Origin of the sequence: Acidiphilium sp. C61, assembly GCF_905116885.1 — a bacterium.
Classification (GTDB): domain Bacteria; phylum Pseudomonadota; class Alphaproteobacteria; order Acetobacterales; family Acetobacteraceae; genus Acidiphilium.
This window is the reverse complement of record NZ_CAJHNI010000005.1, coordinates 842,526-858,821: the sequence shown is the minus strand read 5'-3', so window position 1 is coordinate 858,821 and position 16,296 is coordinate 842,526. Positions and strand designations below refer to the sequence as shown.

Genomic DNA, 16,296 nt, shown 5'->3' with positions numbered 1-16,296 from the left:
GGGATGGAAAGAAAAGCCGCAAGTTTCGCCGGGTTCGGCCCCGACTCGCTCGTTCTCGGGATCGAAAGCTCGTGCGACGAGACCGCCTGCGCCGTGCTAGACGGTGCGGGGCGGATCCGCGCCGAATTCGTCGCCAGCCAGATCGCCGATCACGCGCCGTTTGGCGGCGTGGTTCCCGAAATCGCCGCGCGCGCGCATCTAGCCCTCCTGCCGGACATGATCCGCCGCGCGCTGGCCGCTTCGGGCACCGCGCCATCCGGCCTTGCCGCGATCGCCGCGACCGCCGGGCCCGGCCTGATCGGCGGCCTCATCGTCGGCGCCAACACCGCGCGCGGCATGGCCCTGGCGGCCAACGTGCCCTTCCTCGCGATCAATCATCTCGAGGCCCATGCGCTCACCGCCCGCCTGCCGGATGCGGGCGGCACCAGGCCGGATTTCCCCTATCTGCTGCTGCTCGTCTCCGGCGGGCACACGGCGCTGATCGCGGTCGAGGGGGTGGGGCGCTACCGCCGGCTCGGCACCACGCTGGACGATGCCGCCGGCGAGGCGTTCGACAAGGTGGCGAAACTGCTCGGCCTGCCCTATCCCGGCGGCCCCGCGCTGGAACGCCTCGCCGCCGAGGGGCGGGACGGGCAGTTCAGCCTGCCGCGCCCCATGCTGGGCCGGCCGGGTTGCGATTTTTCCTTCTCCGGCCTGAAGACCGCGGTCGCCCAGCTCATCGCCCGCCAGAAGGAGGGCGAATTGCCGCACGATTTCGCCGCCGATCTCGCCCGCGCCTTCCAGGCCGCGGTGGTCGCCGCCCTGGCCGACCGGCTGCGCCATGCCCTCGCCATGCTGCCGGGTGCGACAGCGGTCGTCGTCGCTGGCGGGGTCGCCGCCAACAAGGCAGTGCGCGCCGCGCTGGGCAGCGTCGCGGCCGAGGCCGGCCTGCCGCTCGCGGCGCCGCCGCTCCGCCTCTGCACCGACAATGCGGTCATGGTCGCCTGGGCGGCGATCGAGCGCCTGCGCGCCGGCGGCGGCGCCGATCCGCTCGGCGCGCGCTGCCGGCCGCGCTGGCCGCTCGAACAGGCGCGGGAGATGCAGATCGCCGGCTGACCGGCCCTCATTCCGCCGGCATGGTCGCCAGCCGCCGCGCCCGGCGCCGGCCGAACCCGGTGACCGCGAGATAGATCACCGGTGTGGTGTAGAGCGTCAGCGCCTGGCAGACGATCAGCCCGCCGATCACCGCGATGCCCAGCGGCCGGCGCAGCTGCTCGCCGGTGCCGACCGCGAAGGCCAGCGGCAGGGCGCCGAGGGCCGCGGCCAGCGTCGTCATCATGATCGGCCGGAACCGCTCGAGGCAGGCGGCGCGGATCGCCTCGGCCGGCGTCATGCCGTGCTCACGCTCGGCGTTCAGCGCGAAATCCACCAGCAGGATGCCGTTCTTCTTGACGATCCCCATCAGCAGGAAAATGCCGATGATGCCGATGACCGAGAGCGGCGTGCCGGTGAGCAGCAGCGCCAGCAGCGCGCCGACGCCGGCGGAGGGCAGCGTCGAGAGGATTGTCAGCGGCTGCACCAGGCTCTCGTAGAGCACGCCGAGCACGATATAGATCGCGACCAAAGCGGCGAGAATGAGCAGCGGCTCGGTGCTCAGCGATTGCAGGAAATAGCGCGCGTTGCCGCCGAAGCTGATCTTCACCGCGGCCGGCAGCGGCAGTTCGGCGATCGCCTGCTTCACCGCCGCGATCGCCTGGCCGAGCGATGCACCCTTGGCGACGTTGAAGCTGATCGTCCCGGCCGGCAGCCCGTCGAGATGGGTGACGGAGAGCGGTGCCGTGCCCCGCACGTCATGCGCGACGGCGGCGAGCGGCACCGGCCCGTTCGTGCCGGCGACATAGACGTGCTGCAGGTCCACGGGCGAGCGATCGAGCCCTTCGGGCACTTTCAGGATCACGGAATACTGGTTCTGCGCCTCGTAGATCCGTGAAATCTGGCGTTGCGCGAAGGCGTTCTGCAAGGCGCCGTCGATCGCCGCGATCGAGACGCCGAGCCGCGCCGCCGCCTTGCGGTCGATCGCGACGGTGATCTCGGTCTGTGCCTTGTCCTGGTCGGTCGAGACATTGCCGATCTGCTTCAGCGTGCGCAGTTTCCGCTCGATCTCGGCGGTGACATCGGCAAGCCCGGTGAGCGAGGGATCGACGATCGAGAAACTGTATTCCCCGCCATTCGACTGGCCGCCGAAAAACAGGTCCTGCCCCACGAACATCGTGGTGGAGATTCCGGGAATGCGCGCCAGCCGTGCCTGCAACTGCCGCAACACCACCTGCGCCGAGGCGCCGCGCTGCGACAGCGGCTTGAGCTGGATGAACATGTGGCCCCGGTTGGCGGTGGAAAATCCGTTGGCCACACCGATGCGCGAGCTGACCGCCTCGACCGCCGGATTGGCGAGAATGATCGTGACGACACGCCCCTCCAGCCGTTTCATCCGCGAGAACGACACGTCGGATGGTGCGATCGTATGGCCGATGATCAGCCCCGAATCCTGCTCGGGAATGAACGCCTTCGGCACCCTGACATAGAGAAACACCGTGAGTGCGACAGTGAGGGCGAAGCTCGCGAGCATCAGCCAGCGATGCGCCAGCGCCCAGTCGAGGCTGCGCGCATACGCATCGAGACTGCGGCGATAGAGCCGGTCGATCGCGCGGGCCGGCCCTGAATCGCGCCCCGCCTTCGGCGTCCGCCCCATGAACCGCCCGCAGATCATCGGCGTCACCGTCAGCGAGATGACGCCCGAAATCAGGATCGCGATCGAGAGCGTCATCGCGAATTCGTAGAACAGGTCGCCGATGATGCCGCCCATCAGCGTCAGCGGCAGGAACACGACCACGAGCGAGGCGGTGATCGAGACGACGGTGAAGCCGATCTGCCGCGCCCCCAGCAGCGCGGCCTCGATGCCGGTGAGCCCGCGCTCGTGCTGGGTGACGATGTTCTCGATCATCACGATCGCGTCGTCGACCACGAAGCCGACGCAGACGGTCAGTGCGAGCAGCGAAAAATTGTCGAGCGTGAAGCCGAGCGCCCACATCGCCGCCACGGTTCCGGCGAGCGAGAGCGGCACGGTGATGCCGGCGGCGATCGTCGGCGTCAGCCGCCGCATGAACAGCGTTACCACCACCAGCACCAGCATGATGGTGATCAGCAGCGTGATCTGGATGTCGGCGACGCTGGCGCGGATCGTCGTCGTGCGGTCGTTCAGGATCGACAGCTTTACCGAAGGCGGTAGCCAGGTGCGGATGTCCGGCAGTAATTTCCGGATCCCCTCCACCGTGCGGATGATATTGGCGTCGGCGGTCTTGGTGATCTCGATGGTGATCGCCGGCCTGCCATTGGCCGTGGCCGAAAGCTGCGTGTTGGCGACGCCGTCGATCACCGAGGCGACGTCGGACAGGCGCAGAATCGCGCCGGAGGCCGATTTCAGCACGATGTCGCGATATTGCGCGGCGGTCGAGATCTGCCCGTTGGCCACGAGCGTCCAGGCCCGGTGCGGCCCCTCGATCACGCCGAGCGGCTCGGTCGCATTGGCGCTGCGCACCGCGTTGTAGACATCGGCGCTGGTCAGCCCGGCGGCGGCCAGCGCCTGCGGATGCAGCCGGATCCGCACCGCCGGCGACCCGCCGCCATAGATGCCGACCTGTGCCACCCCCGGCACCTGCGCCAGCCGCTGGTCCAGCACCGTATCGGCAACGTTGTAAATCTGCCCGAGGCTCATCGTCTCCGAGGTGAGCGCCAGCGTCATCACCGGGCGCGAGGCCGGGTTGAATTCCTTGTAATAGGGCCGCCGCGGCATCGAGGAGGGCAGGTCGGGCAGAGCCGCGTTGATCGCGGCCTGCACCGCATGGGCATAGACGCTGATATCCGGCCCCGGATTGAACAGCACGATAACCGATGTCGACCCCACCGAGTTCTGCGAGCGGATGTCGTTCAGTCCCGGAATCGTGCCGAGCGCGTGTTCGAGCGGGGCGGCGACGGTGCTCGCCATCACCGCCGGCGACGCCCCCGGGTCGGATGCGAAGACGACGATGGCCGGAATCGGAATGCTCGGCACCGGTGCCACCGGCAGCCGCAGGTAGGACATGATCCCGGCGATCAGGATGCCGAGGGCGAGCAGCGTGGTGCCGATCGGCCGCCGGATGAAGATCGCCGAGACGTTCACCGCCTAGTCCGCCGGATCGGGTTGCGCCGCCGGCTCTCCCCGCCGCGCCGGCCGCAGCCGGTCCATCGCGAGATAGATCACCGGTGTCGTGAACAGCGTGAGCAGCTGGCTGACCAGCAGGCCGCCGATGATGGTGATGCCGAGCGGCGCGCGCAGCTCGGCGCCGGCGCCGCCCTCAAGCACCAGCGGCACGGCGCCGAGCAGGGCCGCCATCGTCGTCATCATGATCGGGCGGAACCGCAGGATCGCCGCCTCGGTGATCGCCGCTTCCGGGCTCAGCCCCCGCGTGCGCTCGGCCTCGATCGCGAAATCGACCATGATGATGCCGTTCTTCTTCACGATGCCCATCAGCAGCACGATGCCGACCAGCGCCACCAGGGTGAAATCCGCGCCGAACAGCATCAGCGCGAGCAGCGCGCCGATCCCGGCCGAGGGCAGGGTGGACAGGATCGTCACCGGATGGATCGTGCTTTCATAGAGCACGCCGAGCACGATGTAGATGACGACGAGGGCGGCGAAAATCAGCCACGGCTCCTGCGCGAGCGAGGTTTCGAACGCCGCCGCCGCCCCCGAAAACTGGCCGCTCACCGTATCCGGCACGCCGAGCGTCCGCTCCGCCCCGCGAATCGCACTCTCGGCGGCGCCGAGCGATGCGCCCTTCGCGAGGTTGAAGCTGAGCGTGACCGAGGGGAACTGGTCTTCCCTGGTGATCGCGAGCGGGCCGTAGCGCTGGTCGATCTTTGCCACCTCCAGCAGCGGCACCTCGCCTGCGACACTCGTGCTGGCGCTGCCCGCAGCCCCCGTGCTCGTGGTGCTGGTGCCGCTCACCGACCCGCCGGGGCCGAGCGATGCTGCCGAGGTGCTGGCCGAAAGACTGCCGGTCGGCACGTAGAGGCTGGCGAGCGCCTGCGGCGAGCGCGCATAGGCGGGATCGACGCCGAGCACCACCCGATACTGCGCATTCTGCGCATAGATCGTGCTGACCTGCCGCTGCCCGAACGCGTCGTAGAGCGTCGCCTCGATCGTCGCCATCGAGATGCCGAGCCGCGCCGCGGCGGTGCGGTTGACGTCGATATAGGTCTCCAGCCCCTGGTTCTGCTGGTCGCTGGCGAGGTCGGTGATCTGCGGCAGTGCCGCGAGGGCGGCCCGGATCTTCGGCGCCCAGGCGTCAAGCTCCGCCTGGTCGGCATCGGTGAGCGTGTATTGGTATTGCGTCGGCGAGACGCGCGAGGAAAGGGTGATGTCCTGCACCGGCTGCATGTAGGCGTGCAGCCCCGGAATCCCGGCGAGACGCGCCTGCAACCGCGCCATCACCGTGCCGATCCCTGCGCGCTGGCCGATCGGCTTGAGCGTGATGCCGAGCCGGCCGGTATTCGGCGTCGGGTTGGTCAGGCCGGAGCCGAGCTGCGAGGTGACGCCGGCGACCGCGGGGTCGGTGCGGATCGCGCGGATCGCCTGATCCTGCAACCGGCTCATCGCGCCGAGCGAAATGCTCTGCGCGCCCTGCGTCACGGCGACGATCGCGCCGGTATCCTCCTGCGGCAGCAGCGCCTTGGGGATGATCGCGAACAGGATCCCCGTGGCTACCACCGTCGCGGCGAAAGTGGCGAGCATCAGCCGCTGGTGCCGCAGGCTCCAGGCGAGGCCGGCGCGGTAGCGCTCCCGCACGCTCGCCAGCGCCGCCTCCGCCGCGCGCGCGATCCGCCCCGGCTGCGCGGCCTCGGCGCCGCGCAGGAGCCGCGCGCTCATCATCGGCGTCAGCGTGAGCGACACCACCGCCGAAATCACCACCGCGATCGACAGCGTCACCGCGAATTCCGAGAACAGCCGTCCGATCACGCCGGGCATGAACAGCAGCGGAATGAACACCGCGACCAGCGAGACGGTGAGCGAGACGATGGTGAAGCCGATCTGCGCGCTGCCGAGATAGGCGGCCCGCAGCGGCGATTCGCCCTCTTCGATGAAGCGGACGATGTTCTCGATCATCACGATCGCGTCGTCGACCACGAAGCCCGAGGCGACGGTGAGCGCCATCAGCGAGAGATTGTCGAGCTGGAAACCGAGCTCGTTCATCACCGCGAAGGTCGCGACGATCGAGAGCGGCAGCGCCACCGCCGGCACCAGCACCGCGCGCGGACTGGGCAGGAACAGGAAGATCACCAGCACCACGAGAAGCGCCGCGGTGATCAGCGTGATCTGCACGTCGCGCACCGAGGCGCGGATCGTCCCCGTCCGGTCGGCGACGACCTTCACATCGATCCCCGGCGGCATCGCCGCGCGCAGCCCCGCCAGCGCCGTGCGCACATCCGCGACCGTGCTGACGATGTTCGCCCCCGGCTGGCGCTGGATATCGAGCACCACCGCCGGCGTGCCGTCATAGCTGGCGCTCTGCAGGTCGTTCTCGAGGCCCGCACTCACCGTTCCCACCGCCGAAAGCCTCACCGGCGCGCCCTTGCGATAGGCGATGATCAGGTCGCGATACTGCGCCGGCACGGTGATCTGGTCGTTGGCGCCGATCGTGTAGGCCTGGTTATGCCCGTCCAGAGCCCCCTTGGCGCCGGACTGGTTGGCATTGGCGATGGCGTTGCGCACATCCTCGAGCGACACGCCATAGGCGGCGAGCCGTGCAGGGTTCACGTCGATGCGGATCGCCTTGGTCAGCCCGCCCTCGACCGTCACCTTGCCCACCCCCTTCACCTGCGAGAGCTTGGGCACGAGGCGGGTCTGCGCCGCATCGGCAATCGCATCGAGCGGCAGCGTGCGCGAGGTCAGCGCCAGCGTCAGGATCGGTGCATCCGCCGGATTCACCTCCGAATAGGTCGGCGGATATTGCAGGTTCGGCGGCAGCGTGCCGGAGGCGGCGTTGATCGCGGCCTGCACGTCCTGGGCCGCCGTCGTCATCGGCATCGATAGGTCGAAGCGCAGCGTGATCGCGCTGGTCCCCTGGCTCGAGATCGAGCTCATCGCCGCGAGCCCGGCAATCTGCCCGAACTGCCGTTCGAGCGGTGCGGTCAGCAGTTTCGAGGCGGTATCCGGCGAGGCGCCGGGCAGCTTGGTCACCACCTGGATTGTCGGAAAATCGACCTGCGGCAGCGAGGAGACCGGCAGCGCCCGATAGCCCAGCGCGCCGATCAGCAGCAATGCGATCGCGAGCAGCGAGGTCGCGACCGGCCGGGCGATGAACGGGGCGGAGATGTTCACGGCGCGCCGGCGGAACCCGTGACGACATGGATCGCCGAGCCGCCCTTGAGGCGCGAATTGCCCTCGGTCACCACCTCATCGCCGGCGGCAAGCCCGCCGGTGATGACAACGGTGTTCGCCGTCTGCTCGCCGAGCGTCACCTTCCGCTCCTCCACGGTGAGCGCGCCGCCTTGCTTGGCCGGTTGTTTCACGAGAAACACGAAACTGCCCGCGGGCCCCTGCTGCACCGCGACCGGCGGCACCGTCACCGCACCGGCGATCGTCCGCACCAGCGTGCGGACATTCACGTAAGCGCCGGGCCAGAGCGTGAGATCGGGATTGGCGAACGTGCCCTTGAGCGTCAGCGTGCCGGTGCTGGCGTTCACCGTGTTGTCGAGCACGGCGAGGGTGCCGCGGTCGAGCAGCGTGGCGGTCTGCGGGTCGCCCTCTGCGGTCGCGAGCAGGTCGACCTTGCCGCGCTTCATCGCGGCGACGATCTGCGGCAGGTCCTGCTGCGGCAGGCTGAACTGCACCGAAATCGGCTGCAGCGTGTTGATCACCACGATGCCGCCGGCCGTATTCGGGCCGATGATATTGCCCGCGTTCACCTGCAATATGCCGGTGCGGCCGGAAATCGGCGCGGTGATCCGCGTATAGCCGAGATTGATCCGGTCGGTCTCGATGCTGGCCTCGTCCTGCTTGACCAGCGCGCGATCTTCCGCGGCGGTGGCCAGCGCCGTCGCCGCCTGCAATTTCGACGTGTAGTTCTGCCTGACCAGCGAGGCGTATTGCCGCGCCTGCATCTCGGCATTGGCAAGGCTCGCCTTGTCCTGCGCGAGCTTCGCCTCCGCCTGGTCGAGGGCCGCGCGATAGGGCGCCGGGTCGATCTCGGCGAGAACATCGCCCCGCTTCACGAACTGGCCCTGGGTGAACAGGATGCGGGTGAGCGGGCCGGTGATCATCGGCTGCACCGTCACCGTGTGATAGGCGACGACGGTGCCGAGCGCATCGAGATAGACGGGCACGTCCTCCCGCATCGCCTTCGCCACCTTCACCGGAATCGCGGTCGCGGCAAAGCGGTGCTGGGGTTTCCCCCGGTGCCCAAGCCGATACGCCACCGCGCCGGCAAGGGCGAGCGCCGCCAGCCCGAAAATGATCCGTCCGCGCCGTTTCGCCATTGTCAGTGATCCTTGCCGGCACCGGCCGTCCAGCCGCCGCCCATCGCCTTGTACAGATTGACCGCGGCATCGAGCCGGGTGAGCCGCCCCGTCACCAGCGTCGTCTCGTCGGATAGCAGGGTCTGTTCGGCGTTCAGCACCGTGCCGATATCGACCACGCCGGCCCTGAGCTGCGCCTTCGCCCCGTCGAGCGCGGCGCGGGCACGCGCCACGGCAACCCGCTGCAACGCTTCCTGCTCGGTCGCATAGCGCAGCGCGGTCATCGCGGTCTCGACATCGCTGAAGGCCTGCACCACCGCCTGCTCGTATTTCGCGACGTCTTCCCGGTAGGTCGCGCGGCTTACCCGCAACTGCCCGGTCAGTGCGCCGCCCTCGAAGATCGGCTGGGCGATCGAGGTCGCCGCCGAAATCAGGGTCGAGCCGGGGGCGAAGAGCAGGTTCAGCGCCTTGCTCTGCCAGCCGCCCGAGCCGGTCAGCGTGATCGACGGATAAAACGCGGCGATGGCACCGCGGACATTGGCATTGGCGGCGATCAGCGTGGCCTGCGCCGCCGCGATGTCGGGCCGCCGCGTCAGCAGCCCCGCCGGCAGCCCCGGCGCCAGCGCCGGGACGCGCAGCGCGCCGAGCGAGCCGCCATGAACGCGGAGGAACTCGGGCGCCTGCCCGGTGAGAATCCCGAGGCCGATCGCTTCCTGGCGCAGCTGCGAGACGAGGTTGGGAATGTTCGCCCGCTCGGCGGCGACCAGCGCTGCCTGCTGCGCCACGCTCGGCGCATCGACGATGCCGGCCTGCAATTCCGCCTGCAACTGCGCGAGCAGGCCTTCGGCGGCCTTGAGATTGCGCTGGGCGATGCCGAGCTGGTCCTGATCGGCCAGCACCTGGAAATAGACGGTGGCGACCGAGGCCTCGGCGGTCAGCGCCACCGTCGCGGCATTGAATTCCGCTGCCGCCGCGTTCGCCTGCGCCGCGCGCAGCGCATCGTAGTTTCTGCCCCAGAAATCGAGCTGGTAGGAGGCCTGGAACGTGGCGGTGAAGCTGCGCGTATCCACTGTCCGCAGCCCGCGCGCGGTGCTTGCCTGCGCCTGCTGGAACGATCCGCTGCTGCTTGCCGTGATCGCCGGCAGCAGCGGCGCGCCGGCGATCTGCGCCTGCGCGTTCGCCGCCTCGAGCTGGTCGATCGCCTCGATCACCGAGAAGTTATGCGCTTTTGCGGCCGTCACCAGCCGGTCAAGCTCCGGCGAGCCGAAATGCCGCCACCATCCCGGTTTCGGCCAGGCCGGCTTCGCCTCAGCCGAAGCGGCGAAGCTGGCGGGAACCGGGGTTTTCGGCGGGTGAAAGGCCGGGCCGACGGCGCATCCGGCAAGACCCAGCGGCAGCAGGGCGGCCGCGGCGAGGCTAGCGAGCCTCATGCAGCCTCCGGTCGTCCTGTCACGCGCCTGCCGCCTTTCCGCGCCCGCATGGGCGCATGCATGTGTGTCCGGCAGCAGAAATCTGGATGTCCAGCGCACGTTTCAAGATCTCCGGCGCCGGTCCGCGGTCAGGGACGCCAGGTCAGCGACGACGGCGGCGGCGAGGCGGGATCATACTCGATCCACGTGCCGTTGGTCAGTGACTGTCCGGTCAGTGCGAGGATGAACGCCCAATGGCTGACCACGATGGTCTCGCGCCAGTCCGGCCGGGCCGCCATCGCGCTGCGGAAGCGGTTGGCGCGTTCGATCACGGCGGCTTCGGATTCCGTCCGCCCCGGCCACCATTGCTGCGGCAGATGGGCGAAATCGTGCTCCGGAAACCGCGCGGCGAGGCGATCCGGCGGACTGCCGATATCGCAGGTGAAGTGGAACCGCTCGCGGATATCCGGTGAGATCTCCACATCGAGGCGGCGCTGCGCGAGCATCGGCGCCGCCGTCTGCAAGGTGCGCGTGTAGGGCGAGACGATGAGCCGCCGCAGCGGCCGCGCCGCAAGTGCGGCGGCGGCTGCGGCGGCCTGCGCATGCCCCTGCTCCGTCAGGCCGGGATCCTCGATTCCCGGGTCCTGCCGCGTTGCCGTGAAATGGAGATTGAACTCGCTCTGGCCGTGACGAAGCAGGATCATGGGCGTGTCGATACCCCGAGCCGGCGGCTTCGGCAAACCGCCGCTCCCTCCCGCCGCGGTTGCGGGCGCGGCGCGCTCGGCCTATCACGAGGGGAGGGGCCTCGCCCGCATAAACAGGTGTCGTTGTCGTCATGCATACCGGATTCCCCGTCGATATCGTCCTTCTCGCGCTGGTCGCGGGCTTCCTCGTGCTGCGCCTGCGCAGCGTGCTGGGCCGCCGCACCGGGTTCGAGCGGCCGCCGATGCCCGAGCCCAACGCCGGCGGCGGCGCGCCGCGCCCCGTTGGCCCGCCGGTGATCGACGGCGTTGCCGAGCCGTCCCGCCCCGCGCGTCCGGTTCCGGCCTCGCATACGGTCGTCGGCCAGGCGCTCGCCCGCATCGCCGCCGCCGAGCGGGGCTTCGATCCGGTCCGCTTTCTCGAAACGGCCGAGGGCAGCTTCCGCCGCGTCGTGCTTGCCTTCGCCGCCGGCAATCTCGCCGTGCTGCGGTCGCTGCTGACGCCGGCCGTGCTGGCCACGTTCGAGCAGGCGATCACCGCGCGCAACGCGGCCGGCGAAACCCAGCACACCGAAATCCTCCGCGTCATCGAGACCACGATCGACGAGGCGGACATCATCGGCGGCGAGGCGGTCATCGTCGTGCGCTTCGTCTCCGACCAGCAGAACTTCACGCGCGACGGCCAGGGCCAGGTGATCGCCGGCACCGAATCGATGACCGAGATGATCGATCTCTGGACCTTCGAGAAGCAGCTCGGCGCCGCCGACCCGACATGGCGGCTCGCCGCGGCGCGCAGCGGCTGAACCATGCGCGCTCTCCTGTCGCGTCATGCTCCGGCGTGCCTCGCCGCCCTCCTTCTGCTCGCCGGCTGTGCCCTGCCGCGCCCCGGCGGGCAGGATAGCGCCGCTTCCGGCCTGTCCCGCGTTGCCTACAGCGCGCTGCCGGGCTGGAGCGTGAATGAAGCCGTCGCCGGCCTGCCGGCGTTCCAGCGCTCCTGCAAGGTGATCTCGGTGATGCCGGTCGACCAGGCGCTGGGCGGTGCTGGCCTTGCGGACACGCTCGGCGGCAAGGCCGGCGACTGGCGTGACGCCTGCGCCGCCGCGACGTCGGTGCCGCCAGATGACGCGGCAGCGGCGCAGAGCTTCTTCCAGACCTGGCTCGTGCCCTATGCCGCCTCCGGCACCACCCGCATCACCGGCTATTACGAGCCGGTCTACCCCGGTTCGGAAATCCGCGAAGACGGCTATGTCGTGCCGATCTATGCCCGCCCGCGCGACCTGGTGGACGCCAATCTTTCCGCCTTCCGCGACACGACGGGCAAGCGGCGTATCGTCGGTCGGCTGCGCTACGGCACCATGGTTCCCTATTACAGCCGCGCCCAGATCGAGGGCGGTGCGATCCGCCGCCTCGCCAAGGTCGTGGCCTGGGTGAAGAACCCGGTCGATGCCTACATGATCCAGCTCCAGGGCGCGGCCCGGCTGCGCCTGCCGGATGGCACGCTGATCGATCTCGGGTTCGATGGCACCAATGGGCGTGTCTACACGCCGATCGGCAAGCTGATGGTGGAGAAGGGGTATCTAAAGCCTGACGATGTCTCGATCACCTCGATCCGCGCCTGGCTGCTCGCCCATCCCACAGCCGCGCGCGGGTTGATGGACGCCAACAGGAACTACGTGTTCTTCAAGCGGATCCGTGGCGTGCCGGATGGTCTCGGCACGCCGGGCGCGCTCGACGTGCCGCTGGCACCGGAAGGCTCGGCGGCGGTCGACGCGAAGACGATCCCGCTCGGCGCACCGGTCTTCATCGCCACCAAAACGCTCGCCCGCCTGACCACGGCGCAGGATGTCGATGTCGGCGCGCACGGCACCTCGGCGCTGCAGATCTTCTTCGGCCTTGGCAGCAAGGCCGCGGCGCGGGCGAGCGCCGAGGCCGAAACCGGCCGCATCTTCGTCCTCCTGCCCCGGCAGGCCGCCACATCGTCATCCGCCAAGGGAGCGTCCTCATGAGTGAAGCCGCCGCGGCGCGCCCGCGCGTCGCCCTCTTTGTCACCTGTCTCGCCGATCTCTACCGGCCGAGCGTCGGCTTCGCTGCCATCCGCCTGCTCGAGGCGGCCGGCTGCACGGTCGAGGTACCGCGGGCGCAGACCTGCTGCGGCCAGCCCGCCTACAATTCGGGCGATCATGAAACCGCCCGCGCCCTTGCCGAAGGCCTGCTCACCGCGCTCGCCGGCTACGACTATGTCGTCGCCCCCTCCGGCTCCTGTGCCGGCATGCTCCGCAAGCACATGCCCGGCCTGTTCGAGGCCGACCCCGACCTGCGCTTCAAGGCCGACGAGATCGCCGCGAAAACCTTCGAGCTGACCAGTTTCCTTGTCGACGTGATGGGATTTGCCGGGCTCGATGTCGCCCTGCCGCAGCGCGCCACTTATCACGATTCCTGCGCCGGGCTGCGCGAACTCGGCGTCAAGGAGCAGCCCCGTGCGCTGCTCTCCCGCGTCGGGGGGCTGGAACTCGTCGAGATGGACACGCCCGAGGTCTGCTGCGGCTTCGGCGGCACGTTCTGCGTCAAGCATCCCGACATCTCGGCCCGCATGGTGTCGGACAAGACGGCCGATATCGTGTCCACCGGTGCGGACCTGCTGCTTGCCGGCGATCTCGGTTGCCTGCTGAACATGGCCGGCCGCCTGACGCGCGAGGGCAAGCCGGTCGCCGTGCGCCACGTCGCCGAGGTGCTTGCCGGCATGACCGGCGAGGTGCCGCCGATCGGTCGTGGCCGGGACGGGAGCGCCGCTTGAGCGAAAGCGCGGCTCCGCACGGCACGCCCGGCGAGAAGCTCCGTCTCGCCGGCCTGATTGGCGTGCTCGGCGTCGTCTACGGCGATATCGGCACCTCGCCGCTCTACGCGGTGCAGACCAGCCTGAGCTATTTCTCGACCAAAAATTCCCTCGAACCCGACGTGTTCGGCGTGCTGTCGCTGATCTTCTGGGCGCTGGTCATCACCGTCACCATCAAATACGTCCTGCTGATCATGCGCGCCGACAACGAGGGCGAGGGCGGCACACTCTCGCTGATGGCGCTCGCCCAGCGCGTCACCCAGTCCGACCGGACGAAATGGATCGTCGGCATCATCGGCATCTGCGGTGCCGGCCTCTTCTTCGGCGACGGCACGATCACCCCGGCCATCTCGGTGCTTTCCGCCGTCGAGGGCATGGAGGTGGTCTCGCCCGGGCTCAAGGAATTCGTCCTGCCCGTCGCCATCGCGGTGATCCTGGTGCTGTTCGTCGTCCAGCGCTTCGGCACGGCGCGAGTCGGCAGCGCCTTCGGCCCGATCATGGCGCTGTGGTTCGGCGTGCTCGGCCTGCTCGGCCTGCACCAGATCATCCAGCATCCCTTCGTGCTGCAGGCGCTGATCCCGATCTATGGTTTCGAGTTCATCGTCAGGCACGATTTCCTCGCCTTCATCGCACTCGGCTCGGTTGTCCTCGCGGTGACGGGGGCGGAGGCCCTCTACGCCGACATGGGGCATTTCGGCGCGAAGCCGATCCGCGTGTCCTGGCTGTTCTTCGTCCTGCCCTGCCTGCTGCTCAACTATTTCGGCCAGGGTGCGCTCGTCATCCGCGATCCGCATGCGGTGACCAACCCGTTCTTCGTCATGGTGCCCCATGCGCTGCGCGGTCCGATGGTCGTCCTCGCGATGATGGCCACCGTGATCGCCAGCCAGGCCGTGATCTCGGGGGCCTATTCGGTCGCCCGCCAGTGCATCCAGCTCGGCCTGCTGCCGCGCATGCCGATCCGCTACACCAACGAGACCGAGCAGGGGCAGATCTATGTCCCGCCGGTCAACAGCTTCCTGTTCGTCATCGTCGTGCTGCTGGTGCTCGGCTTCGGCTCATCCGCCGCGCTGGCCTCGGCCTACGGCATCGCCGTCACCGGCACTTTCCTGTGCGACAACGCGCTCGCCGCCTTCGTCTTCTGCCGGCATTTCAACTGGCCGCTCCGCCGCACCGTGCTGGTGTTCGGCGCGATCGGCCTGGTCGATTTCGCCTTCTTCAGCTCCAACGTGCTGAAAGTGTTCGATGGTGGCTGGGTGCCGCTCGCCATCGGCTTCAGCCTCATCACCATCATGACCACCTGGCGCCGCGGCCGCGCCCTGCTGTACCAGCGCTGGCAGCAGGACAGCCTGCCGCTCGCCTCCTTCCTTGGCCGGCTGCCGCAATCGCGCATCGTCCGGGTTCCCGGGGTCGCGGTCTTCCTGACCGGCAACCCCGAATACACACCCTCCTCGCTGCTGCATAACCTCAAGCACAACAAGGTGCTGCACGAGACCGTGGTATTCGTGACCGTGCGCAACCCCGGCGTGCCCTTCGTGGGCGATGCGAGGCGCGCCAAGATCGAGGAACTCTCCGAGGGGGTCTATCGCGTGCTGCTCTCCTTCGGCTTCATGGAAAGCCCCAACATTCCCCGCGCGCTCGACCTGCTGCGCGAGCGCGGCCTGCCCTTCAGCCCGATGCAGATCAGCTATTTCCTCGGCCGCGAGACCATCGTCGCCGCGACCGTGCCCAAGCTCGGCTTCATCCGCCGGGCGATCTTCCTGTTCATGCTGCGCAACGCGATCTCGGCCACCGAATTCTTCAAGATCCCGTCCGATCGCGTCGTGGAACTCGGCGTGCGGATCGCCATCTGACGGGCATGGCCGCCGCCATTCCCCGCGCCGTCGCTGCCGATGGTACCGAACTGCATCTCGTGCCGCTGTCGCCGCCCCGGCTGCCGCGGGTGCAGAAGCGCGATCTCGAACAGGCATGGGAAGCAGCACATTCCGCCGCTCGCGCCGGCGCCGAAGGGCCGCGCCGCGGCTTCCGCTTCGCCGGCGGCCCCGATGTCGTGCTGCGCGACCGCGACGCCAGGGTCTGGGCCTCCTCGGTCGACCGTATTGCCGATCTCTCGACGGCGCATGGCATCTCCGTCTGCCTGCGGCTGCTCGGCCTCGTCGCCCTGCTCGCGCAGGGGGGATGGGCTGCGCGGTTCGTGCGGCTCGATCAGGGCAGCGCCGAGCTGGACGGCGCGCTGCTCGGCGCGGCCGCCCGCACCGTCTTGACCGATACGGGGGCTCTCGACGAGAACGCCCTGCGCGCGCAACTGCTGCCGTGCCAATCCGAGGAACAACCGCCATGCCGCGCCCGATCCTGACCCTCGCCCTGCTGAGCCTGCCGCTCGCCGCCTGCACCTTCGGCGCGCCGCCGCCCGCCTCGCCGGCCGAGCGGGCCGACATCGCCGCCTGCACCCAGCAGGCAAATGCCTATGACCGGACACACAACTACGCCTATCTCTCCCGCACCGACCAGTTCGCCACCCCGTTCCAGGGCACGCCCGATGCCGCGGCGCCCTATGATCGCCTGGCCCAGGTCCACGCCCGCCGTGACATGATCGCCCGCTGCGTGCGCAACGCCAATCCGGCTTATGTCGGCGGCGGTGCCGCCCTGCCGGAGCCGAAAATCATCGGCCCTTCGAGCTGAGTGCCCCGCGCCGCCCGATCGGCTGACCCGGCGCTACCCGCACGGGCGGTTTCATCGGACGGCGGATCGGTCTAGAGCACTTTCCGATCCATCCGGATTGGATGGAGTTCTCTACTACATTGATAAACAGAGCATCATCCGG

The 16,296-nt window shown here is 69.0% G+C and carries 12 protein-coding genes; 7 read left to right on the top strand and 5 right to left on the bottom strand.

Annotated features, from left to right (window positions below):
• Positions 1–3: 3 nt before the first annotated feature.
• Positions 4–1,095 carry a tRNA (adenosine(37)-N6)-threonylcarbamoyltransferase complex transferase subunit TsaD gene (tsaD, locus tag HUW10_RS06850; RefSeq protein ID WP_174502815.1) on the top strand — a complete coding sequence of 364 codons (1,092 nt, stop codon included), beginning with the start codon at positions 4–6 and terminating at the stop codon, positions 1,093–1,095.
• 7 nt (positions 1,096–1,102) lie between these two features.
• Here tsaD and HUW10_RS06845 read toward each other — a convergent pair whose 3' ends face one another.
• From HUW10_RS06845 to HUW10_RS06825, 5 genes are all read right to left on the bottom strand, one after another.
• Positions 1,103–4,195, bottom strand: coding sequence for an efflux RND transporter permease subunit (locus HUW10_RS06845; protein ID WP_174502814.1), 3,093 nt, complete (start codon positions 4,193–4,195; stop codon positions 1,103–1,105).
• A gap of 3 nt (positions 4,196–4,198) precedes the next feature.
• Positions 4,199–7,396, bottom strand: a complete 3,198-nt coding sequence (locus HUW10_RS06840) for an efflux RND transporter permease subunit (RefSeq protein ID WP_174502813.1) — start codon at positions 7,394–7,396, stop codon at positions 4,199–4,201.
• Positions 7,393–8,553, bottom strand: coding sequence for an efflux RND transporter periplasmic adaptor subunit (locus HUW10_RS06835; protein ID WP_174502812.1), 1,161 nt, complete (start codon positions 8,551–8,553; stop codon positions 7,393–7,395). Before HUW10_RS06835 ends, HUW10_RS06840 begins: the two co-directional genes overlap by 4 nt.
• Before the next feature lie 2 nt (positions 8,554–8,555).
• Positions 8,556–9,962: an efflux transporter outer membrane subunit gene (locus tag HUW10_RS06830; protein ID WP_174502811.1), complete on the bottom strand. Its 1,407-nt coding sequence runs from the start codon at positions 9,960–9,962 to the stop codon at positions 8,556–8,558.
• Between the two features lie 128 nt (positions 9,963–10,090).
• Entirely contained in the window at positions 10,091–10,645 is a 555-nt protein-coding gene (locus tag HUW10_RS06825; protein ID WP_174502810.1) for a histidine phosphatase family protein, read from the bottom strand.
• A 131-nt stretch (positions 10,646–10,776) separates the two neighbouring features.
• On the opposite strand from HUW10_RS06825, the gene HUW10_RS06820 reads away from it, so the two are divergent.
• From HUW10_RS06820 to HUW10_RS06795, 6 genes are read left to right on the top strand one after another with little or no spacing between them, the layout of a single operon-like run.
• On the top strand, positions 10,777–11,445 hold the full coding sequence (locus HUW10_RS06820; RefSeq protein WP_174502809.1) for a Tim44/TimA family putative adaptor protein: 669 nt from the start codon (positions 10,777–10,779) through the stop codon (positions 11,443–11,445).
• Positions 11,446–11,448: 3 nt separating this feature from the next.
• A complete protein-coding gene (locus HUW10_RS06815) occupies positions 11,449–12,648 on the top strand; it encodes a murein transglycosylase A (protein WP_174502808.1) in 1,200 nt (399 codons plus the stop codon).
• Positions 12,645–13,436, top strand: coding sequence for a (Fe-S)-binding protein (locus tag HUW10_RS06810; RefSeq protein WP_174502807.1), 792 nt, complete (start codon positions 12,645–12,647; stop codon positions 13,434–13,436). The genes HUW10_RS06815 and HUW10_RS06810 overlap by 4 nt, the downstream gene beginning before the upstream one ends.
• Complete coding sequence (locus HUW10_RS06805) at positions 13,433–15,325, top strand: potassium transporter Kup (RefSeq protein WP_174502806.1); 1,893 nt, start codon at positions 13,433–13,435, stop codon at positions 15,323–15,325. Before HUW10_RS06810 ends, HUW10_RS06805 begins: the two co-directional genes overlap by 4 nt.
• A gap of 5 nt (positions 15,326–15,330) precedes the next feature.
• On the top strand, positions 15,331–15,828 hold the full coding sequence (locus HUW10_RS06800; RefSeq protein WP_174502805.1) for a hypothetical protein: 498 nt from the start codon (positions 15,331–15,333) through the stop codon (positions 15,826–15,828).
• Positions 15,810–16,154 carry a hypothetical protein gene (locus HUW10_RS06795; protein WP_174502804.1) on the top strand — a complete coding sequence of 115 codons (345 nt, stop codon included), beginning with the start codon at positions 15,810–15,812 and terminating at the stop codon, positions 16,152–16,154. Before HUW10_RS06800 ends, HUW10_RS06795 begins: the two co-directional genes overlap by 19 nt.
• Positions 16,155–16,296: the final 142 nt, after the last annotated feature.

Bases quoted from the DNA above. Each gene is read 5' to 3' on its own strand.
- tsaD (WP_174502815.1), top strand. From the start codon at position 4: ATGGAAAGAAAAGCCGCAAGTTTCGCCGGGTTCGGCCCCGACTCGCTC.
- HUW10_RS06835 (WP_174502812.1), bottom strand. From the start codon at position 8,553: ATGGCGAAACGGCGCGGACGGATCATTTTCGGGCTGGCGGCGCTCGCC.
- HUW10_RS06830 (WP_174502811.1), bottom strand. From the start codon at position 9,962: ATGAGGCTCGCTAGCCTCGCCGCGGCCGCCCTGCTGCCGCTGGGTCTT.
- HUW10_RS06825 (WP_174502810.1), bottom strand. From the start codon at position 10,645: ATGATCCTGCTTCGTCACGGCCAGAGCGAGTTCAATCTCCATTTCACG.
- HUW10_RS06820 (WP_174502809.1), top strand. From the start codon at position 10,777: ATGCATACCGGATTCCCCGTCGATATCGTCCTTCTCGCGCTGGTCGCG.
- HUW10_RS06815 (WP_174502808.1), top strand. From the start codon at position 11,449: ATGCGCGCTCTCCTGTCGCGTCATGCTCCGGCGTGCCTCGCCGCCCTC.
- HUW10_RS06810 (WP_174502807.1), top strand. From the start codon at position 12,645: ATGAGTGAAGCCGCCGCGGCGCGCCCGCGCGTCGCCCTCTTTGTCACC.
- HUW10_RS06800 (WP_174502805.1), top strand. From the start codon at position 15,331: ATGGCCGCCGCCATTCCCCGCGCCGTCGCTGCCGATGGTACCGAACTG.
- HUW10_RS06795 (WP_174502804.1), top strand. From the start codon at position 15,810: ATGCCGCGCCCGATCCTGACCCTCGCCCTGCTGAGCCTGCCGCTCGCC.